Source organism: Massilia sp. UYP32 (assembly GCF_050434365.1).
GTDB classification, from domain to species: domain Bacteria; phylum Pseudomonadota; class Gammaproteobacteria; order Burkholderiales; family Burkholderiaceae_D; genus Telluria; species Telluria timonae.
On the sequence record NZ_JBNDIK010000034.1, the window covers coordinates 24,259 to 44,268 of the forward strand.

The window sequence follows — 20,010 nt, forward strand, 5'->3', positions numbered from 1 at the left end:
TGACAACAAAGCTTTCAATTCCCACAATGCGTGCCGTCGCGGCAGCTGCCATGGCCCTCGCGTTGAGCGGTTGCGCGACGTTCTCCAAGGACGGCGGCCTGGACGCGGTCTCATCCTTGACCGCCGAGCGCACCGGCCAGGACGTTCGCCTGCCCAAGACGAATGCCAATGGCGCGGCCATCCAGGACGAGCTGAACCAATTGCTGAAACAGCCGCTCACCGCCGACAGTGCCGTTCGCATTGCCCTGATCAACAACCGGGGCCTGCGCGCCTCGCTCGCCGAGCTGGGTGTCGCCGAGGCGGACCTGGTGCAGGCGGGCCGAATGGCTAATCCAGGTTTCAGTTTTGGCCGCATGTCCGGCGGCGGCGAAACGGAGATCGAACGCAGCGTCATGTTCGATCTCGTCGGTTTGGTGACCATTCCGATCCGCCGCGATATCGAGTCGCGCCGCTTCGAGAGCGCCAAGCTGGTCGCGGCAACCGAAGCGGTCCGGCTCGCGCTTGACACTCGCAAGGCCTACTTCAATGCTGTTGCCGCTGTGCAGTCGGCGCGCTACGCAGAGCAGGTCCGCGAGGCGGCCGGCGCGAGTGCCGAGCTGGCGCAACGCATGACCAAGGTCGGACACCTGAGTGCCCTTGACCAGGCGCGCGAACAGGCATTCTCGAGCGAAGCCTCGACCCAGCTTGCGCGCGCGCGCCACAATGCGACCGCTGCGCGCGAGCAGCTTGCGCGGCTGATGGGTGTGTGGGGAGAGAACACGACGTTCCAGCTTCCCGACAAGCTGCCGGAGCTGCCGGCGGCGCCACGTGAGGCAGGCAATATCGAGTCGCTCGCCATGCAGCAGCGCCTCGATGTGCGCCTGGCAAAGCTTGGGACCGAGTCGACCGCGCGCGCCCTGGGACTGACGAAGGCAACCGGCGTCATCAACGTGCTCGACGCTGGCTACGTCAACAAGAGCACATCCGGCGCGCCACGTGAGAACGGTTACGAGATCGAGCTCGCCCTGCCGATCTTCGACTGGGGAGGCGCACGTGTCGCAAAGGCCGAGGCGCTGTACATGCAATCGGTCCACCGCACCGCCGATACCGCCATCAATGCCCGGTCGCAGGTCCGCGAAGCGTATTCAGCTTACCGGACCACCTATGACGTCGCCAGGCAGCACCGCGATGAGCTGGTACCACTGCGCAAGAAGATCTCCGAAGAGAGTCTGCTTCGCTACAACGGCATGCTCATGAGCGTGTTCGAACTGCTGGCCGACGCACGCGCACAGATAGCGGGCGTGAACGCGGCCATCGATGCCCAGCGTGATTTCTGGATCGCGGAAACGGATCTGCAGGCCGCCATCAGCGGCAGCGGCGGTTCGTCGCTCTCCATGGCTTCCTCCGCCGCGTCCACCGAAGCCGCCGCCGAACATTAAACAAGGATTGAATCAGCAATGAGTTCTCGTCGAGATTTTTTCACTGGCGCAGCCGCCCTGGTCGGCGCCGGACTGGTCAGCCGCGCTGGCGCGGCCACCCTCCCGGAAGCCCCGGTCATGACCAGCGCCGCCACGCAGCCGCCACCGCCGCCGCCCAACGGCAGGCCGTATAACCCCGTCGTTACCCTGAACGGCTGGTCGCTGCCCTGGCGAATGAACAATGGCGTCAAGGAGTTCCACCTGATCGCCGAACCGGTCGTGCGCGAGATCGCGCCCGGCATGAAGGCGAACCTGTGGGGCTACAACGGGCAGAGCCCGGGGCCGACCATCGAAGTGGTCGAAGGTGACCGTGTGCGTATTTTTGTCACCAACAAGCTACCGGAGCACACCAGTATCCACTGGCACGGCCAGCGCCTGCCGAACGGGATGGATGGCGTCACAGGCCTGAATCAGCCGGGCATCCAGCCGGGCAAGACCTTCGTCTACGAGTTTGTCGCCCGGCGCCCTGGCACCTTCATGTACCACCCGCATGCCGACGAAATGGTCCAGATGGCGATGGGCATGATGGGATTCTGGGTCACGCACCCGAAGAATCCGGCCCACCACCGCGTCGACCGCGATTTCGTGTTCCTGCTCAACGCTTACGACATCGAGCCGGGCAGCTACACGCCGCGCGTGAACGAGATGCTCGACTTTAACATCTGGACCTTCAACAGCCGCGCCTTCCCAGGCATCGACACCATGAACGTGCGCCAGGGCGACCGCGTGCGCATCCGCGCCGGTAACCTGACGATGACGAACCACCCAATCCACCTGCATGGCCATGAGTTCGAGGTCACCGGCACCGATGGCGGCTGGACCCGTCCGGAGTCGCGCTGGCCGGAAGTGACGACCGATATCGCCGTGGGCCAGATGCGCGCCATCGAGTTCATCGCGGACGAGCCGGGCGACTGGGCCTTCCACTGCCACAAGTCGCACCACACCATGAACGCGATGGGACACGACGTGCCGAACCTGATCGGCGTCGACCACCGCGGCGTCGCCGAGAAAATCACGAAGCTCGTGCCCGACTACATGGTGATGGGCGAGAAAGGCGGCTCGATGGGCGACATGGAAATGCCGCTCCCGGAGAACACCCTGCCGATGATGACCGGCCAGGGTCCCTTCGGCGGCGTCGAGATGGGCGGCATGTTCACCGTGCTCAAGGTGCGCAAGGACCAGAAGCCGGGCGACTACAAGGACCCGGGCTGGTACAAGCACCCCGCCGGCACCGTCGCCTACGAGTGGAAAGGCGAGCCGCCGGCCGCAGTGCGCAGCCAGAGCGCGGGCGGCCAGGCGATGCCCGCTGCCAAGCCTGGGGACGTCGAAGTCACCGTCCGCAAGCCGACCAGCCACAAGGGTCATCACTGATCGCAACAGGAAAGGACGAACCCATGATCCGACGACTAGCAAGCAAGATCGCGCTCGCCGCTGCATTGTGCGCTCCGGCGCTCGCAATGGCGGCCGCACCGGTTATCGACGTCTTCAAGAGCGCCTCGTGCGGGTGCTGCACCGCTTGGGTGGAGCACCTGAAAACGAACGGCTTCCAGACTAGGGTGGCCAACGTCGACAATCCTTCGGACTACCGCGAACGTGGCGGGATCCCGAATGAACTCGGCTCTTGCCATACCGCGATGGTAGGCGGTTATGCCATCGAAGGCCACGTCCCTGCCAGCGACATCAAGCGCCTCCTTGCCGAGAAGCCCAAGGCAAAAGGGCTGGCAGTTCCCGCGATGCCGCTCGGCTCTCCGGGCATGGAGGGCCCGCGCAAGGATCCGTACAACGTCCTGCTGGTACAGGCCGACGGCAGTACCAAAGTATTCAAGCACTACAACTGAACAGTATTTCCTCACGAACGAAAGGAATGAACATGAACGCACTCTCGAAACTGACTCTCGCAATCACCCTGGCCGCCGCAGCGTCCGTTGCCACCGCCCAGAACGGCGCGCACAGCGCCCATGGTGCTCATGACGCTCATGCTGGCCACGCGGCGCCGGCGACGGCTGAACTCACCGATGGCGAAGTCAAGAAGATCGACAAGGAAGCCGGCAAAATCACGCTGCGCCATGGCGAATTGAAGAACCTCAACATGTCAGCGATGACCATGGTGTTTCGGGTTAAAGACCCGGCCATGCTGGACCAGGTAAAGGCGGGCGACAAGGTCAAGTTCGCAGCCGACCGCGTCAACGGCGCGGTCACGATCGTCCAGCTCCAGGCGGCCCAGTAAGCCCACCGAGCCCATCCATCAACCGGAGGCTCGGTACGCTTGAACCGCGTTTGGCGAGCCTCCCAGGAGACCAGCATGAAAATCAAATCTTTCTTTGCAGCGGCAGTAGCGGTAGCCGGACTGGTGGCGACTTCCGCCGCGTCCGCACACGCCAAACTCGAGTCGTCGTCGCCACAAGCGAATGCGATAGTGAGCCCGGCGCCTTCGCAAGTGCGCCTGCAGTTCAGCGAGCAACTTGAGCTGCCATTCAGCAAGGTCAAACTGGTTGACGAGAAAGGCGCGGTCGTCGAGGCAAGCAAGACAGCCCTCGACGATGCGAATCCCAAGGTGCTGGTCGCCACCGTTCCGGCCCTGCACTCCGGGGCCTGGCGGGTTCAATGGTCCACGGTTACACGGGACGGTCACAAGGTCAAAGGCCAATTCGACTTCCGGGTAAAGTGACATGGAGGCTGACCTCGCACTGGCACAACGCTTCGTCACGGTCGTCCTGAACCTGTCGATGGCCATACTTGTCGGCGCCAGTGCAGCCCATATCTGGCTGCGCAGCGCACGGTCGGCATGGGGCATCGGCATGGTTCCGCGACTGCGCAAGCTCATGCTTCTTACGGTCTCGGCGGCAGCGGTGGCGTATGTCGCGGTCCTGTGGCTCGAAGCGGCATCTATGGCGGAGGTTCCGATAAGCGAGGCTTTTCCCGCAGTGCGGTCCGTCATCACCGCGACGCATTACGGACTCGCCTGGATGATCGGCGCAGCGGCGCTGCTCGTCGTTGTCTTCACCCTCCGGGCACACCATGGCGAACGGCCGGGTGCCGCAGCCGCGCTGGTGCGTGCGGTTGCCCTGGGCGTACTGCTCTATTCGCGCAGCATGGTGAGCCACGCCGGCGCCGCTGGCGACTTCACCTGGGCTGTGCTCGTCGACTGGGTCCACCTCGTGTTGATCAGCATCTGGATCGGCGAAGTCATCGTGGCCGGCCTGGTCACGCTGCGCACCCAGCCTGAATGGGAGTCGAAGAACCGCGGCGAATGCGCACGCTTCGTGAAGTCGCTGTCGACATCGGCTACCGTCGCCCTCGTCGGCATCTTCATCACGGGTGTGCTGAGCGCCTGGCGCGGACTGGGAAGCTTCGAGAACGCATTCGGCAATCCCTATGGGACGACCCTGCTCATCAAGATCGGACTGGTGCTGTCCGCAGCGGCACTGGGTGGCCTGAACCGGTTCGTCGTGATGCCCCAGTTGCTGGCACAACTGCGCAAGCCAAAGCCGGAAGGCGGCGCCGATGGGAGGTTTGCTCTCATCCTTCAGGTCGAGGCATGCATCCTGGTGGCCGTACTCGTCGCAGCAGCCGTCCTGAGTTCCACCTCACCGCCGACGGCGTCGTGAGGACTTCATCTTCCAAGGAATAATAATGAAAAAGAAAACCATTCCAGCGCTCGTCCTGAGCGCTGCACTCTTCGCGGTCTCCGCAGCGAGTCTGGCGGCGTCACCGAAAGAGGCGCTCGCAGCCTTCCATGATGCCCTCACGAGCGGCGACAAGGCGAAAGCACTCAGCCTGCTGTCCCCGGAAATTGCGATCTATGAATCGGGCTACGTCGAGCGTTCGCGCGATGAATATGCGAGCCATCATCTGGGCGGCGACATGGAATTCGCAAAGAACTCGACGCGGAAGGTACTGAAGCAGACCGAACGCGTCGATGGCAATACTGCCGTCGTGTGGGAGGAAACTGAAACCACGGGCACTTCTAAAGGCAAACCAGTGCACGTATTCGGAACAGGCACGGCGGTCCTCGAAAAGAAGGGCGATATCTGGTCCATCGTGCACGTGCATTGGTCCTCTAGGAAGGCTAAGTAATCGCAAGCCTTGCGCCTGATACTTCGAAACGAGGAGCATTGCTCCTCGCTTGTACAGCGAAATCTGACGGCGAATCCAGCAAAACACAGTGAACTCAGCATCAGATGTCCCCTGTTGTGATACGCGCGCAGCGATGTACGCAACGCACAACAAGATGGCGCTTACCTGAAAATCAGCCTCTACCGCGCTCTATCTCCTCGTTTGCCTCGAATCACTTCCGCTTTTAAAAATTGGACCTGAACAAAGACATTCCGTGTCTCGACGGTGTCTTACACATATTTTTTTGGCAAAAAATTCAGATCTCGCAGCGTTTCATTTTCCCTCAAGCTCTAGAATAAGAGCTTTCATCTCCGCTATTTCCCTCCTCTGCGATTCGACGATTTGATCAGCGAGTTTCTGCACGCGTGGATCGGAAATATTCGCTCGCTCACTGGTCAAGATCGCAATCGAATGGTGAGGAATCATTGCCTTCATCCAAGACACGTCATCGACTGTGCTCTGACTGCGTGCCAGCCATAACGCCACCGCAAACAATACGATGCTGCCGACAAAGATACCTACATTGAGCCTATTATTTGAGTACATGCCGAGCATAAATCCGAGCATAACTACCGCCATTGCCGCGCCCATCACTAAGGCCATATACAGCCGAGTTTCGCTGAAAAATATATGCGCCGACTCATAGACGTTCAAATACATCAAGCCAAACATTACCACCGTAGATGCTGCAATCATCGTACCGAACCGCAAATAACTATTCATGGCTACTCCTGTCATGTTGAGTGAAAAAATCTTCAGGCTCGAAGATTCATCAGTGCGAGTGCTTTTTATGGAATAAACTGCTAGTGCGAATGAGCGGGGGAATCTCCATTCGCATGTGTCGAACTCGGGTTACTGTTGTGCTCCGCGCGACCACTAAGATCTTCGTACTGCTCGATTGAATATTCAGGGAGCTTCTTGAGAAAAGCAACGATATCCCATAGCTCTTTATCGCTGTGTGTCGCTCCCCACGCAGGCATCCCTGTCATCTTGATACCGTTCTTTATAATCCAAAACAAACTCTCGTCTGACTGATGGCTATTTTCTTTGGTAAATAAAGGTGGTTGCGGATTTAACCCAAGGTGTATTGGCGTTGGCTCGACACCAGGCCCGAGATGACATATCTGGCACATTGCTGCGTACGACCTCGCGCCGTTCTCGATTCGTCGCATGTCAGCGAGATCGGCAGGGACCCTTATACTGTCGTCACGACGATCAATTGACTGGTTGCGCGTAGTTTCAAGCGCCCAACGGACTGGCGCCGTATGCATATCATTTGCCGCAATATTATATAAGCCAGAGTATATAAACGCGAATCCAGCGGCAATTACTATCACGGCCGCCAGAAGCAATGTTTTCAATGCCACCATCAGTCACCTCAAAGAACGGAAACTTAAGTTGTGTTTTTACCTTCCCCGATACTACGCTAATAGCAATTTTAAGCAGTGACATCTAAAGCATTAAAAGATGCCTAAGATGTCACTGACAGCTCATGCAAGGCGTCTGGCCTTACAGCGGGAAGACGTAATTAGAGCCAACCGTACTTACCCCAGCGATAAAGGCAGGCTCTTCATTAAACATGAAGTCGGACTGGCGTAGATCCGCCATATAGACACCCTGCAGCAAGACCGAACCGTCCGCCGCGCCATCCCCATTCGTGTCCCACGAGATCAAGGCACCAGCCGTCGCATCCTGGACAGATACCTGGTCTGGCATGATGTCGATGAATGCGATGTGATCGAAAGCCCCTTGGGCAGCACCACGCGCTTCGAAGTCAAGTACGACATCGTTACCGCTGTCAGGCATGACCATGAATGCGTCTGCGCCAGTACCGCCGCGTATGGTATCGTTACCCATGCCGCCTTCAATCATGTCGTGACCAGCGCCCGCATCGATGACGTCGTTACCGTCCCCTCCCATGACCTCGTCTTCCGCATCGCCACCGTCAAGTTGGTCATTACCCATCCCGCCGTCGAGCCTATCAGACCCTGCGCCACCTTCCAGGCTATCGTCGCCTGCGTCGCCTTGGAGGATATCGTCACCACCATTGCCGAAGAGCTGGTCGTTGCCATCGCGACCAAAAAAGTGATCCCATGTCTCGGCCCCATCGAAGGTGTCTGCGACCTCCGTACCTACTTTCACCCTGTAGGTTTCATCACCGGTAAAGCCGAACTGCACCGGTGTATCACGCCTTAACATTGCATCAGCGATGCGATCAAACGCTGGATTGCTTCTGTCCGAACCGTTAATCACAGGTCCTTCTTCGCTCATAGTCGGCCGCTCAGGCGTAGGAGCGTCAGCCGGGCGTGAGGAGGGTGGAAGCTCAGGAGACTCGGCAAACATGAAATCGTCTTGCGATAAATCCGCCTTTGTCACTCCATTCATGAGCACCGAACCGCCGTCCCAGCTGATCTTGACACCGTCGGGAGTGTCGGCAAACGAAAGGTCCGCCCAGCTCAGGCCGTTGATCGCGAGGTGATCGAACATTCCTGGCCCAGCAGTGAAGTCGCGAATGACGTCATTGCCGCTGTCGGGCGAGATCATGAAAGCGTCCGCGCCCAAGCCCCCGATCAGGATGTCGTCGCCGGCGCCGCCGTTGAGGTCGCCATGGCCCTCGCCCTCGTCAAGCAAGTCGTTACCCGCTCCTCCCATCAGACCGTCTGCTTCAGCACCTCCATACAACCGGTCATTACCCATCCCTCCCATCATCCGGTCGCCACCATCGCCGCCGACGAGCAGATCGGCGCCTGCGTCCCCGAAGAGATTGTCTTCACCAGCACCGCCATCGAGCGCATCATCGCCGCCCAGGCCCCACAGATAATCACGCGTTTCGCTGCCCGACAATGTATTGACTGCGCCAGTGCCGACACGGATTGCATAGTCATAAGGGGCGCTACCAGCGTCGAAATCAAAAGAGATGCCATCACGTTTTGCGTGCTGTGCTCCAACCCGCTCCAATGCCCGGGCGCCCGCATCCTGTGCATCCTTTGCCCTGTTCATGTTATTTGCCATAATCTGCTCTCCGCGAATGCAATACTTGTTCCAAAAAGGGGCTACAGTCGGTTTTCATCCCATCGATGACTGCAGCCCATACGCTTAGTGGGATCCGATTTGCGATCCAGACATCGATGCGGCTCCAGCGGCCGACTGACTCATGTTTCGGCACTCTTGTGCGCAACGGCGGCATGCGGCAGCGCAATCCTGGCAATGCTGCGCCTGGTGCTGCGCGCACTCGTCCCCACAAGCTTCGCAAATGTCGGCACACAGCTGGCACACTTGAATTGCGTGCTCGGTCGAGCGGCTCATGAGCTGCGCAGCAAGACGGCAGATCGCAGCGCACTCGTTGTCCAGTTCGATGCAGCGAGCCATCATCTTTGGATCCGGTTCCTGAAGGCAGGCCGCAGCGCATGTGTCACAGGCTTGAGCGCATTCGTAGCAAGCCTGAATGCACGATTGGAACTGATTTTGGATCATGATCTTCTCCTTAAGCGTTCATTGAAAGGTTGCCTCTTCCATTAATCCCGCACGCTTTTCAGCGTGTCTCATACGAATTCGCTTCTTTATTTACTCAATCCAGAACTAGAACCAGAACCGGATGCCGGCAACAGCCTGCACCTCGCTTTGGCCCCGCCCACGAATGCGCGTGAAGTCGGCGGTTTCGCCGAATTGCCGACTCCATGTCACCCCGATGTAAGGTGCAAACTGGCGTGTGACTTCATAACGCAGCCGCAGGCCCGCGCTGATGTCGGACAGGCCGCTGCCTATCTCACGTTCCGGATCGCTACGGCTGTAAAGGTTCGCTTCCACCTCGGGCTCAAGGATCAGTCGGGAAGTGAATAGAACCTCGTACTTGACACTCAGGCGTGCTGCCAAGCCGCTGCCAGGACGCCAGTACGCTGTCGCCTCGGTCTCGAACCAGTAGGGAGCCAGGCCCTGCACGCCAAAGGCTAACCAGTTACGGCTTTTGCCTTCGCCGCTATCGTGCCGGACACCTACTTGCGTGCTCCAGAATGTTGCAAACGCCCGGTCCCATAAGAGCTCAGTGCGCGCCGACTCAAGTGCCTCGCCACGGCGCTCGCCTTCCGCCTTCACCCAGGCCTTGTCGTAGTCGTTGCCATACCAGGCCTCGAACTCCACATTCTGGCCTTGCTCACCGTCGCCTTTCGCCGCCTCGGCCTTGTCGAACAGGACTTTCCAGAATGGCGCGTTGTCGTTCATCTCATGATTACCGAGGTGCGCGAACTTCGTGCCCTCGTTATACGCGTTCGGGTCGCGCGCGTCGGCCGGCGGTGGACCGCCTTGCATGCGCCCCATCTGCATGTCCTGTCCGCCGGCGGCGGGCGAAACTATGGCTTGGGCGGCATGATCCATCCCAGCATGGGCGTTACTGGCGGACGCTCCGGGGGGCGGTGCATGGCCCATCGCCGAGTGATCCATATTCTGCGCTTGAGGCGCGTTGCGTTGCCCCTGCACTGTCGGACTTGCTTGCGCTGGCATCGCGTGTCCTGCGTGCCCTGAAGCCGGGCTCTGCTCTCTTACCGGCTGCCCAACGTTTCCTGGTTCCGGAGCCGTAGGCGTGCCTGAGCGATTGGCTGGAGCTGTCGTATGATGGCCAGTATGTTCAGATCCTTGTCCTTGTTGCTGATTCTGCTGTTCCGCCCGTGATGTCTTTGCTTCCGTTGGGACAGAATGAGCTGCTTGTCCAGAACTTTGTCTGGCATCTGGTTTTGCAGGCACTGCTGGTTGCAGAACAGGCTTAGCTGGAGAGCTCGGCGGTGTCACGTGACCCATGGCCGCATGATCCATTGTCGAGTGAGTGTCCCCCGTCAATGATTGCACCGAGGGGACCTGCTGGACGGACGCAGTCGCTTGCGCGGCAGCATTCTGCGAAAAAAGCGAGGCGATCACCAAGGCATAAGGAATCGGCTTCCTCAGTTGATTCTTCATGACACTACTACCTCCCTGAACATTCCGGCTTCCATGTGATAAAGCAGATGACAGTGAAAAGCCCAGTGGCCCGGCGCATCTGCGGTCACCCGGAAGCTGACGCGTTGCGCGGGCTGAACGTTAATGGTGTGCTTGCGCACCTGGAATTGTCCGGTTGCAGATTCAAGCTCGCTCCACATCCCGTGCAGGTGGATCGGGTGATTCATCATCGTGTCGTTGACAAGCACAACGCGCAACCGCTCGCCATACCTGAAATGAATTGGCAGGGACTCCGAAAATTTCTGGCCATCGAACGACCACATGAAGCGCTCCATGTTCCCTGTCAGGTGCAGTTCAATCTCCCGCGTGGGCTCCCGAGGATCAACTGGTCCTCCAACCGTACGCAAGTCTGCATAGGTCAGTACCCGCCTGCCGTTATCCCGCAGATTCACGCCAGGGTCGTCCAGATTCGTCCTGGGCATGTCAACACGCATGTCAACGCCCGGGCCATACTCAGTTCGCGCATGACGTACCTTCGGCGCTTGAGCTGGCTTGGACGTCGATGCTGTTGTCGACTGGCCATGGCCTGCATGCGAGTCAGCCGCTGTCGGCGCATCCTGTGCATGGTTTTGGTGCGTCGCTATGGCCTCACGACTTGCCGTACTGGATGAGGACGAGTTTTGCATTGCTCCATGGCCGCCGTGGCCGCCATTTGCGCCCGACATGGCCATTGCTCCCATCATGTCAACCATAGTGAGCCAGTGTGCCTCGTCAATTTCCGGAACAGGTGCCTGCATCCCTTGGCGGGGTGCGAGGGTTGCGCGTACCGATCCGGAGCGGCCGATGGACTGAGCGAAGATTGTGTAAGCCTGCTCTTCAGTCGGCTCGACGATGACATCGTAGGTTTCAGCTACCGAAACACGAATCTCGTCGACCGTCACCGGCTCCACATCCTGCCCGTCGGCGGTAACGACGGTCATTTTCAAACCTGGAATGCGCAGATCGAAGATAGTCGTTGCCGAACCATTGATGATCCGAAGTCGAACCTTCTCGCCAGGGCTGAATATTCCAGTCCAGTTGCTCTCTGAGGTCGAGCCGTTGATCAGGTACCTTAGTGCGCTACTGATGTTCCGGCTAGCCGTGACATCGCTGAAGTCAGTCGGCATCATGCGCATCTGATTCCACATCTTGCGCTTTTCAACCGCGCCCGAAACACCCATGCGCTGGGCATCTTGCATAAACTCACCGAACGTCGGCTGTTTGTTATTGAAGAAGTCGCTCATCTTTTTAAGATTAGCGAGTACGCGCTCAGGCTTTTCGTCGGTCCAGTCCGACAGCATGACTACGTAATCACGGTCGGCCGAAACTAGCTCACCGTTTTTTGGGAGCACAACGATCGGACCGTACAATCCTGTCTGCTCCTGGAAGGCTGAGTGGCTGTGATACCAGTATGTGCCTGCTTGCTGCACTTTGAACCGGTAGGTGAAGGTCTGACCTGGCGCAATGCCTGAAAAGCTTATTCCCGGAACGCCGTCCATTTCCTCCGGAAGCAAGATTCCATGCCAATGGATGGAGCTAACGGTCTGCAGTTGGTTGGTGACCCGGATGGTCACGGTATCGCCCTCGTTCCAACACAAAATCGGGGCAGGAACCTGGCCATTTACCGCGGTAGCGATCCGCGCGGCGCCCGTAAAGTTGACGGGCATGGGAGCGATCACTAGGTCAAAGTCGGTCCCGCGCAGAGTCCCCCGGTCGCTAGGCTGCGCAAAGAGTGAACGGGGATTCAAGCTTGCAAGACCGATCGCTGCACCGGCACCCTGCAGGAAGCGGCGGCGCCAGTTGCTATTGCAGCTAGCGTCGATATCGAACGAATTCATCTGGTTCTCCGATTAATCGATAGATCATTTGACGACCCAGAATGCGGAATGCAACGCATCGGGCTTCGTCAAAAATTTTTGGCTATGGGTGCGCAAAGTAGGCCAGCCAATACTGCCACTAATGAAGTAGCAAGTACGGCGTGATTCGGCATCAGCTTGATGGAACAGATTGTCCAACGGCCAGCGCTGCCCTGGCATGCTTGAATCGAGGAACAGGCACGCCGCGGACCAGCCTACTATGATGCGAGGGAATGAGAGGATCGTGGCGGTCGCTCCAGCCGTGGCGGGAAATGACCAGTGAAGGAGAAAGTGGCTTTTGGCTTGGCAGTTACAGCCGAATCTTGCACAGCAGCGAGGCTGAAAACTGGTGGAGGCGCATAGCTACCAATACAGCACCCGGAACATGTTCCGCAATTCGCGCCCTTGTGACTACGCATGCGCTCACAATCGCCAGACGCAGCGTCGTCTCCAGAGGTGACGATATCACTAAGGTTCGCCGAGATTTCAGGCGTGGGATATACAACTTGTTGAGCGCTGTCGGGGTCAACTTGATGATGCGCCATGCTACAAGCGAACTGCGCGACCCCGGCGATACTCTGTATCGGCAGGGTCACGAACAATAGGCAAAGCAAGAAGGTTTTTAACCGGTGGTGCATATGGCAACCTTAGCATGGTCATCGAACACCATTCCACACGTTTCGCACGGGCACCAAGCACGCCACACTCGACGGGCCACTTGTTCGAATGCGATGTAAAGCTGCTTTGAGTCAATCGGTACTTGCCTAAGCGAACACGCAAGGTAAACACAACGTTCCCTACTGCGGTCGCGTTACACCTTGAAATCGTCGAACGAGACGTTGCGGTCGTCTATTCCCTTCGCGCGGCATTCTGCATGTAGCGTTGAGCATTGCTGGAGGGCCGCATAGGTAACATTCGAGCGAGGTGGGGGAAGGCCACATCCGTGTTAAGCGAAGATCACGACTAGTCGGCTGCCTAGTTAAGAAGTGAGACTTTTCTTCATCCGTCTCACGTATCAAGCTGTGAAATACGGCTAGAATGTCACGGACCGCCGTTACCTTTCCAAACCCGATGCGACGCTCCTTCCCCGCACTGTTCAGATGCATTGCACTTCTCCTCGTCATGACCTTCATGACGTCGGGCATGGCGATGGCATCGTACGTGTGCCCGGAGATAGTCGGCAAGCAGGCGCCCATGCAGATGATGGATGGGGAGCTCTGCGCCGGCATGGACATGGAGCGCCCCGTCCATTGTGCCGAGTTCTCGGCTGACACCAAGGCGTCCGTCGACCACCATAACCCGGCTCCTGCGCTGAGCCTGCTGTCTCCCGCCGGCCTCGTTCGGATCGTCGCACCCGTCTCGACGCTTGCGGTCTCCCTGCCCTGGCTCGGCGACCTCCCCGCGCCGGACGCTGACCCGCCCTACCTGCGAACTCTGCGTATCCGAGTCTGACCACCTCCCGTCTGGCATGTGCCCGGCCAGTTGCCGGCGCTCGTTTTCATTCGCGGAGGATGTATGTATTCTTATCTCATGTCACGTCATGGCGTGCCGGCCAAGCCCGCACGCCTTGGCCACGCTCTGGTCGTGGCCTTGTTCCTACTTGTTCCGAGGGGCGCATCTGCTGCCCCCGTTGGGCTTTCCCTGAACGAAGCCCTGGCACTTGCAACGTCCGTTTCGTCCTCAGCAAAGGCGGCACAGGCCTCGGTCGCCTCAAGCGAGCATGCTGCCGCGCGCGCGGACCAGTTGCCCGACCCTACCCTGAAACTGGGCATCGATAACCTGCCCGTAACGGGCCCGGACCGCTTCCGCCCCAAAGCCGATTTCATGACAATGCGCCGGATCGGCATCGAACAGCAATGGGTTTCCCGCGGCAAGCGGGAGGCCCGGACGCAGGTGGCACGCCGCACGGTCGAGGCCGCCGAGGCGGCGCATCTCGACAAGGTCGCGAATATCCGTGTCGAGACCGGAAAAGCGTGGCTGACCGTGCTGTACAAGCAGCGAGCGGTCGGCCTGTCCAGGTCGATTGCGCACGAAATGGAAAGCGAACTTTCGGCCCTCCAGGCATCGCATCGCGGGGCCAAGGCCTCGGCCAGCGACGTCCTTCAGGCAAGAGCCGAGCTCGTGCTCAGCGGCGACGACGTCGATGCGGCCGAGCAGGACCTGCAGACCGCGCTCCTCCAGCTGCGCCGCTGGACCCGCACCGACTCCAGGGCCGTGTCTGATGAGGGGCCGAATCTGGACACTGCGGCAACCCGCTTGGCGATGTCGAACCTGGAAAGCATGCATCCGGCCATCCTCGGCGCACGCCGCGCCGTCGACCTGGCCGACGCCGACGCGGGCGCGGCCGTACAAGAAAGCCGGCCCGACTGGTCATTCGAAGCCGGCTTCGCCCAGCGCGGCGGACAGTTTTCAAACATGGTTTCGTTTGGCGTCAGCATCCCCTTGACCATCCACCGGGCGCAGCGCCAGGACCGCGAGATCGCGGAGAAAGCCGAACTGGGCACACGGGCAAGGCTGGAGTACGAGGAGGCTTTGCTCGAGACACGGTCGGCTATCGAGGCCCAGTTGGGGCAGCTCGAGAGCCTGAAGCGCCGCATCGCCCGGCTCGAGAAGGAACTGCTGCCGACGGCGGCACGGCAGGTCGAGACCGCGCTGGCCGACTATCGCGGCGGGATGGGAACGCTGACCTCGGTATTCAAAGCCCGGCGTGCCGCTCTCGCGCGCAGGCTGCAGGTTAATGCGCTCGAGCTGGAGGCCGCACTGGTGTGGGCGGGACTGGAACTGCGCCTGCTTCCGCAGGACTTGGCAAGTGCCGGGAGGACTGGCAAATGAAGCGCTCCCTTGCAACGAAGACTCTGATCCTTACTGCTGCGGGTGCCCTGATCGGGTATGGGGGCTACTGGCTGGGCGCGAACAGGTCTCCAGGCGGCTCCGGCGGACACGGCGACAGGAGCGCGCCGGCCACCGCCTCCCCATCGGATCCGGGCAGGCGCGTCCTGTATTGGCACGATCCGATGGTTCCCGGAAAACGCTTCGACAAGCCCGGGAAAAGCCCGTTCATGGACATGCAGCTGGTCCCGGTGTACGCCGACGGCGGTGAAACGACCGGGGTCAGGATCTCGCCGACCCTCCAGCAGAATCTCGGTATCCGGTTCGCGACCGTGCGGCGCGAGGTAGTCACCGAGTCGCTCGATCTGGTCGGCACGACCCAGTTCGATGCCAGCCGCGAGGAGGTCATCCAGAGTCGTACCGCCGGCTACATCGACAGGCTTCACGTTCGCACGCCACTCCAGCAGATCAAGCGCGGTCAGTCCGTCGCTTCGGTATTCGTCCCGGAATGGATCGCCCCCCAGGAGGAGTATCTTGCGCTCAGACGGGGCGGCGACACAGCGCTTGCCTCCGCCGCTCGCCAGCGCATGCGCGCACTCTCGATCCCCGACTCTCTTGTCGCGGAGCTGGAGCGTACCGGGCGTGTGCAGACGCACCAGCTGCTCACCTCCCCCGTTTCCGGGGTCGTCAGCGAACTCGGGGTGCGTGAAGGCGCCCAGGTAACACCGGGCATGACCATCGCCAAGGTAGTCGGCATGCAAACCGTCTGGCTGCTTGCCGAGGTGCCGGAAGCCCTGATCGGCTCCGCTCGAGCCGGCATGCGGGTGAGCGCGACGGCGGAAGGCAATGCCCGGCAAACCTATGAAGGCAAGGTGCGTGAAATCCTGCCAGGCGTGAACGCCGCTACCCGGACTGCCCAGGCCCGCATCGAACTGGACAACCGCGACGCATCACTGATGCCTGGCATGCTGATGCGCGTCCGGCTGAGCGCTGCTGCAGCACAGCCGCGCCTGATGGTTCCGACCGAGGCCGTGATCGCATCGGGTACACGTTCCATCGTACTGGTCGCTCAGGGCGACAGCCTGCGTCCTGTGGTCGTGACAACCGGCCGCGAGATCGGGAATGACACCGAGATCCTGAGCGGCGTGGACGAAGGCCAGAAAGTCGTCATCTCGGGGCAGTTCCTGATCGATTCCGAAGCGAACCTGAAATCGGTCCTCCCCAAGTTCGAAAGTGAAATGCCGGCGGCACCCACCAATGGCGGCGGGGCCCAGACGCCTGCACCCAACCGTATGGACGCCATGAAGAAGTCGCCGAACGCCGCTGCACAGCCAGACAAGCCAGGCAAAGCGGCAATGGTACATACGGCGGTCGGCAAGGTGGAGCAGGTCTCGGAAGATGCCATCACGCTGTCGCACGGGCCCGTCCCGACACTGCAATGGCCGCCCATGACGATGGATTTCATGAAGCCTGCGCCTGATGCATTCAAGGACATCCAGGCTGGCCAGACCGTCGAATTCGACTTTGTCGAGGGTGCCGATGGCTACCTGCTCAAGCGGGTCGTGGTAGCGAAGGACGGCAAGCAATGATCGCGCGCATCATCCGCGCGTCGATCGCCGCCCGGGTCTGGGTTCTCCTTGCCGCCGCCCTGCTAGCGGCATGGGGCGTCCACTCGCTGCGCACGACCTCGCTCGACGCCCTGCCCGACCTTTCCGACACCCAGGTCATCATTCGCGCCCAGTTTCCCGGCAAAGCGCCGCAGCTGGTCGAAGACCAGGTGACGTATCCATTGACCACTGCCCTGCTGTCCGTGCCCGGAGCGACCTCGGTGCGGGGGTACTCCTTCTTCGGCGACTCGTTCGTCTACGTGCTGTTCGATGACGCGACCGACCTGTACTGGGCGCGCTCGCGTGTGACGGAATACGTCAACCAGGTACAGAACCGCCTTCCCGCCGGCGTGCGGGCCGAACTGGGACCCGACGGTACCGGCGTCGGCTGGGTATTCGAGTATGCGCTGGTCGACAGGACCGGCCGGCACGACCTCAGCCAGCTGCGCGCCCTCAACGACTGGTTCGTGAAGTTCGAGCTCAGGACGGTGCGCGACGTCGCGGAAGTCGCCAGCATCGGCGGCATGGTCCGGCAATACCAGATCGTCCTCGACCCGGACCGCTTGCGCGCGTTCGGCATGTCACACACCTGGGTGCTCGATGCGGTCGCTCAGGCCAACCAGGAATCCGGAGGCTCCGTCGTCGAAATCGCGGAAACCGAGTACATGGTCCGCTCGCACGGCTACCTACGTTCTCTGGAGGACTTCCGCAACATCGTCTTGAACGCGAACGAAGCCGGCACGCCGGTCCTACTGGGGGACGTCGCCTCGGTGCGCCTGGGGCCCGAGATGCGGCGCGGTATCGCCGAGCTCAATGGCCAGGGCGAGGTCGCCGGCGGCGTCGTGATCATGCGGTCCGGGAAGAACGCACTCGACACCATCGACGCCGTCAAGGCCAGGCTCGAAACGCTCAAGCATTCGCTCCCGGAAGGTGTGGAGATCGTCACGACCTATGACCGGTCGACGCTGATCTCGGCATCGGTGGCGAACCTGGGGAGCAAGCTCGTTGAAGAGTTCATCGTAGTCGCGATCGTGTGCGCGGTCTTCCTGTTCCATGTGCGTAGCGCGCTCGTGGCCGTGCTCACCCTGCCCTTGTGCGTGCTGGCGGCATTCATCGTCATGCGCTACCAGGGTGTCAATGCGAACATCATGTCACTTGGGGGCATCGCGATCGCCGTAGGCGCCGCTACCGATGCCGCGCTCGTCCTGGTCGAGAACGTCCACAAGCACCTCGAGAGCTATGCGGAAACCAACGCGGCCAGCGCGCCCGACGCCAGGACCCGCTGGGAAATCATTGCCCAGGCATCGGTCGAAGTCGGGCCGGCACTGTTCTTTTCGCTCCTGATCGTGACCCTCTCCTTCATCCCCGTGTTCGCGCTCGAAGCCCAGGAGGGCAAGCTGTTCTCGCCACTTGCCTACACCAAGACGTACACGCTTGCGGCGGCCGCCGGACTGGCCATTACCCTGGTTCCTGTACTGATGGGCTATCTCATCCGGGGCCGGATCCCGAAGGAGTCCGCCAACCCGATCAATCGCCTGCTCATCAAGGGTTACCGCCCGCTGCTCGACGCCAGTCTCCGGCACCCGAAAACCACGCTGGGTATCGCCATGATCGCGCTTCTGCTGACGGCCATCCCTATCTCGCGGCTGGGCGGCGAGTTCCTGCCGCCCCTGAACGAGGGCGACCTCCTCTACATGCCCTCGGCCCTGCCAGGCCTGTCCGCCGCAAAGGCAAGCGAATTGTTGCAGCAGACCGACCGCTTGATCAAGACAGTGCCCGAGGTGGCGACCGTTTTCGGCAAGGCGGGTCGCGCGGAGACCGCGACCGACCCGGCGCCGATGGAAATGTTCGAAACGACGATCCAGTTCAAGCCGAAGGACCAGTGGCGGCCGGGTATGACCACCGAAAAGCTGGTGGAGGAGCTTGACCGCATCGTGAAGGTGCCTGGGCTATCGAACGTGTGGGTGCCGCCGATCCGCAACCGCATCGACATGCTCTCCACCGGTATCAAGACGCCGGTAGGCATCAAGGTTTCCGGGCCGGACCTGGGCCAGATCGATAAGGTGACGACGGCCATCGAAGCCGCCGTCAAGACGGTCCCCGGCGTCAGCTCCGCGCTTGCCGAACGGCTCAGCGGCGGCCGCTATATCGACGTGACCATCGACCGGCTGCGCGCCGCGCGCTATGGCATGAGCGTGGCCGACATCCAGACGGTCGTATCGACGGCGATCGGTGGCGACAACGTGGGCGAAGTCGTCGACGGGCGGCAGCGCTTCCCGATCAACGTGCGCTATCCGCAGGACTACCGCGATTCGGTTCAGGCCTTGCGCGAACTGCCGGTCGTCACCGCGCGGGGCGCGCAGATCCGCCTAGGCGACGTGACGACGATTGTCGTGATGGACGGGCCTCCGATGATCCGCAGCGAAAACGCGCGCCTGTCCGGTTGGGTGTATGTCGATGTCCGCGGTGTCGACCTTTTGACTGCCGTTCGCGCAATGCAGGAGCGCGTCCGGGAAAAGGTCACGCTGCCGCCGGGTTATTCCGTCGGCTGGTCGGGACAGTTCGAATATCTCGAGCGCGCTTCCGAGCGCTTGAAGACCGTCGTCCCGCTTACCTTGCTGGTCATCTTCCTATTGCTATACCTGGCCTTCCGCTCCACGGCGGAAGCGCTCCTTCTGATGGCGACCGTGCCGTTCGCACTCGTCGGCGGGTTCTGGCTGGTCTGGCTGCTTGGCCACGCCGTGTCCGTTGCAACTGCGGTCGGGTTTATCGCGCTCGCAGGGCTCGCGGCAGAGTTTGGTGTCGTCATGCAGGTCTATCTGCGCAATGCGCTCCAGAGCCGGCTCGATGCCGGGCGTGCTTTGACCAGCGAACTGGTGATGGAAGCGATCACGGAAGGTGCGCTCCTGCGGGTACGTCCCAAGGCGATGACGGTTGCAGTCATCGTGGCCGGGCTGCTTCCCATCATGTTCGGAAGCGCGGCCGGCTCAGAAGTCATGCAGCGCATTGCGGCGCCGATGATCGGCGGAATGGTCACTGCACCGCTGCTGTCCTTGTTCGTCATCCCGGCAGCGTGGCGTCTGTTACACGAACGCTCCCTGCATGAAGCGCGCAATGTTGGTGCCTCATCGGGAGATCACAACTAAGGATATGAAACTGTAGGTAGTGCCGGTGCGCGGC

Annotated in this window: 18 protein-coding genes; 12 read left to right on the plus strand and 6 right to left on the minus strand. The window is 60.7% G+C overall.

All coding sequences use genetic code 11. From position 1 onward, the window contains the following. Nucleotides 1–50: 50 nt before the first annotated feature. The 7 genes from ABIB42_RS23165 (at nt 51) to ABIB42_RS23195 (ending at nt 5,534) form a co-directional block, all read left to right on the plus strand. Nucleotides 51–1,418, plus strand: a complete 1,368-nt coding sequence (locus ABIB42_RS23165; RefSeq protein WP_005670877.1) for a TolC family protein — start codon at nt 51–53, stop codon at nt 1,416–1,418. Nucleotides 1,419–1,436: 18 nt separating this feature from the next. Next, complete coding sequence (locus tag ABIB42_RS23170) at nt 1,437–2,828, plus strand: multicopper oxidase family protein (RefSeq protein ID WP_109343467.1); 1,392 nt, start codon at nt 1,437–1,439, stop codon at nt 2,826–2,828. Between the two features lie 23 nt (nt 2,829–2,851). Continuing rightward, nucleotides 2,852–3,295, plus strand: coding sequence for a DUF411 domain-containing protein (locus ABIB42_RS23175; RefSeq protein ID WP_005670881.1), 444 nt, complete (start codon nt 2,852–2,854; stop codon nt 3,293–3,295). A 32-nt stretch (nt 3,296–3,327) separates the two neighbouring features. Beyond that, nucleotides 3,328–3,684: a copper-binding protein gene (locus ABIB42_RS23180; protein WP_005670883.1), complete on the plus strand. Its 357-nt coding sequence runs from the start codon at nt 3,328–3,330 to the stop codon at nt 3,682–3,684. Nucleotides 3,685–3,759: 75 nt separating this feature from the next. Next, the gene (copC, locus tag ABIB42_RS23185; protein ID WP_005670885.1) at nt 3,760–4,125 is read left to right on the plus strand and encodes a copper homeostasis periplasmic binding protein CopC; all 366 of its coding nucleotides are present in this window, start codon (nt 3,760–3,762) and stop codon (nt 4,123–4,125) included. Nucleotide 4,126: 1 nt separating this feature from the next. Beyond that, entirely contained in the window at nt 4,127–5,065 is a 939-nt protein-coding gene (locus ABIB42_RS23190; protein ID WP_109343468.1) for a copper resistance D family protein, read from the plus strand. Nucleotides 5,066–5,090: 25 nt separating this feature from the next. After that, nucleotides 5,091–5,534, plus strand: a complete 444-nt coding sequence (locus tag ABIB42_RS23195) for a YybH family protein (protein WP_429249050.1) — start codon at nt 5,091–5,093, stop codon at nt 5,532–5,534. 312 nt (nt 5,535–5,846) lie between these two features. On the opposite strand, the gene ABIB42_RS23200 is transcribed toward ABIB42_RS23195, so the two are convergent. From ABIB42_RS23200 to ABIB42_RS23215, 4 genes are all read right to left on the minus strand, one after another. Continuing rightward, the gene (locus tag ABIB42_RS23200; protein ID WP_005670891.1) at nt 5,847–6,296 is read right to left on the minus strand and encodes a DUF305 domain-containing protein; all 450 of its coding nucleotides are present in this window, start codon (nt 6,294–6,296) and stop codon (nt 5,847–5,849) included. Nucleotides 6,297–6,376: 80 nt separating this feature from the next. Next, complete coding sequence (locus ABIB42_RS23205; protein ID WP_081590007.1) at nt 6,377–6,943, minus strand: c-type cytochrome; 567 nt, start codon at nt 6,941–6,943, stop codon at nt 6,377–6,379. Nucleotides 6,944–7,082: 139 nt separating this feature from the next. After that, a complete protein-coding gene (locus ABIB42_RS23210; RefSeq protein ID WP_109347848.1) occupies nt 7,083–8,573 on the minus strand; it encodes a calcium-binding protein in 1,491 nt (496 codons plus the stop codon). 96 nt (nt 8,574–8,669) lie between these two features. Then, nucleotides 8,670–8,879 (minus strand): four-helix bundle copper-binding protein, encoded by a 210-nt coding sequence (locus tag ABIB42_RS23215; protein ID WP_307189495.1) that lies wholly within the window; start codon nt 8,877–8,879, stop codon nt 8,670–8,672. On the opposite strand from ABIB42_RS23215, the gene ABIB42_RS23220 reads away from it, so the two are divergent. Beyond that, complete coding sequence (locus ABIB42_RS23220; RefSeq protein ID WP_307189510.1) at nt 8,781–9,092, plus strand: hypothetical protein; 312 nt, start codon at nt 8,781–8,783, stop codon at nt 9,090–9,092. The two genes, ABIB42_RS23215 and ABIB42_RS23220, sit on opposite strands and share 99 nt — an antisense overlap. Nucleotides 9,093–9,152: 60 nt before the next feature. Here ABIB42_RS23220 and ABIB42_RS23225 read toward each other — a convergent pair whose 3' ends face one another. Together ABIB42_RS23225 and ABIB42_RS23230 are read right to left on the minus strand one after the other, a co-directional pair. Then, nucleotides 9,153–9,893: a copper resistance protein B gene (locus ABIB42_RS23225; protein WP_040778337.1), complete on the minus strand. Its 741-nt coding sequence runs from the start codon at nt 9,891–9,893 to the stop codon at nt 9,153–9,155. Nucleotides 9,894–10,516: 623 nt separating this feature from the next. After that, nucleotides 10,517–12,376 (minus strand): copper resistance system multicopper oxidase, encoded by a 1,860-nt coding sequence (locus ABIB42_RS23230; RefSeq protein ID WP_109343472.1) that lies wholly within the window; start codon nt 12,374–12,376, stop codon nt 10,517–10,519. A gap of 1,140 nt (nt 12,377–13,516) precedes the next feature. On the opposite strand from ABIB42_RS23230, the gene ABIB42_RS23235 reads away from it, so the two are divergent. From ABIB42_RS23235 to ABIB42_RS23250, 4 genes are all read left to right on the plus strand, one after another. Next, a complete protein-coding gene (locus ABIB42_RS23235) occupies nt 13,517–13,846 on the plus strand; it encodes a hypothetical protein (RefSeq protein ID WP_005670903.1) in 330 nt (109 codons plus the stop codon). A gap of 63 nt (nt 13,847–13,909) precedes the next feature. After that, on the plus strand, nt 13,910–15,226 hold the full coding sequence (locus tag ABIB42_RS23240; RefSeq protein WP_005670905.1) for a TolC family protein: 1,317 nt from the start codon (nt 13,910–13,912) through the stop codon (nt 15,224–15,226). Next, nucleotides 15,223–16,812, plus strand: a complete 1,590-nt coding sequence (locus ABIB42_RS23245; protein WP_005670907.1) for an efflux RND transporter periplasmic adaptor subunit — start codon at nt 15,223–15,225, stop codon at nt 16,810–16,812. The genes ABIB42_RS23240 and ABIB42_RS23245 overlap by 4 nt, the downstream gene beginning before the upstream one ends. Beyond that, on the plus strand, nt 16,809–19,976 hold the full coding sequence (locus tag ABIB42_RS23250) for an efflux RND transporter permease subunit (protein WP_005670908.1): 3,168 nt from the start codon (nt 16,809–16,811) through the stop codon (nt 19,974–19,976). The genes ABIB42_RS23245 and ABIB42_RS23250 overlap by 4 nt, the downstream gene beginning before the upstream one ends. The last annotated feature ends 34 nt before the right edge of the window (nt 19,977–20,010 follow it).

What these genes read in the sequence shown, in the direction of transcription:
- ABIB42_RS23165 (WP_005670877.1), top strand. Translation starts at nt 51, where the DNA reads ATGGCCCTCGCGTTGAGCGGTTGCGCGACGTTCTCCAAGGACGGCGGC.
- ABIB42_RS23170 (WP_109343467.1), top strand. Translation starts at nt 1,437, where the DNA reads ATGAGTTCTCGTCGAGATTTTTTCACTGGCGCAGCCGCCCTGGTCGGC.
- ABIB42_RS23175 (WP_005670881.1), top strand. Translation starts at nt 2,852, where the DNA reads ATGATCCGACGACTAGCAAGCAAGATCGCGCTCGCCGCTGCATTGTGC.
- ABIB42_RS23180 (WP_005670883.1), top strand. Translation starts at nt 3,328, where the DNA reads ATGAACGCACTCTCGAAACTGACTCTCGCAATCACCCTGGCCGCCGCA.
- copC (WP_005670885.1), top strand. Translation starts at nt 3,760, where the DNA reads ATGAAAATCAAATCTTTCTTTGCAGCGGCAGTAGCGGTAGCCGGACTG.
- ABIB42_RS23190 (WP_109343468.1), top strand. Translation starts at nt 4,127, where the DNA reads ATGGAGGCTGACCTCGCACTGGCACAACGCTTCGTCACGGTCGTCCTG.
- ABIB42_RS23195 (WP_429249050.1), top strand. Translation starts at nt 5,091, where the DNA reads ATGAAAAAGAAAACCATTCCAGCGCTCGTCCTGAGCGCTGCACTCTTC.
- ABIB42_RS23200 (WP_005670891.1), bottom strand. Translation starts at nt 6,296, where the DNA reads ATGAATAGTTATTTGCGGTTCGGTACGATGATTGCAGCATCTACGGTG.
- ABIB42_RS23205 (WP_081590007.1), bottom strand. Translation starts at nt 6,943, where the DNA reads ATGGTGGCATTGAAAACATTGCTTCTGGCGGCCGTGATAGTAATTGCC.
- ABIB42_RS23210 (WP_109347848.1), bottom strand. Translation starts at nt 8,573, where the DNA reads ATGAACAGGGCAAAGGATGCACAGGATGCGGGCGCCCGGGCATTGGAG.
- ABIB42_RS23220 (WP_307189510.1), top strand. Translation starts at nt 8,781, where the DNA reads ATGCTGCGCCTGGTGCTGCGCGCACTCGTCCCCACAAGCTTCGCAAAT.
- ABIB42_RS23215 (WP_307189495.1), bottom strand. Translation starts at nt 8,879, where the DNA reads ATGAGCCGCTCGACCGAGCACGCAATTCAAGTGTGCCAGCTGTGTGCC.
- ABIB42_RS23225 (WP_040778337.1), bottom strand. Translation starts at nt 9,893, where the DNA reads ATGCAGATGGGGCGCATGCAAGGCGGTCCACCGCCGGCCGACGCGCGC.
- ABIB42_RS23230 (WP_109343472.1), bottom strand. Translation starts at nt 12,376, where the DNA reads ATGAATTCGTTCGATATCGACGCTAGCTGCAATAGCAACTGGCGCCGC.
- ABIB42_RS23235 (WP_005670903.1), top strand. Translation starts at nt 13,517, where the DNA reads ATGACCTTCATGACGTCGGGCATGGCGATGGCATCGTACGTGTGCCCG.
- ABIB42_RS23240 (WP_005670905.1), top strand. Translation starts at nt 13,910, where the DNA reads ATGTATTCTTATCTCATGTCACGTCATGGCGTGCCGGCCAAGCCCGCA.
- ABIB42_RS23245 (WP_005670907.1), top strand. Translation starts at nt 15,223, where the DNA reads ATGAAGCGCTCCCTTGCAACGAAGACTCTGATCCTTACTGCTGCGGGT.
- ABIB42_RS23250 (WP_005670908.1), top strand. Translation starts at nt 16,809, where the DNA reads ATGATCGCGCGCATCATCCGCGCGTCGATCGCCGCCCGGGTCTGGGTT.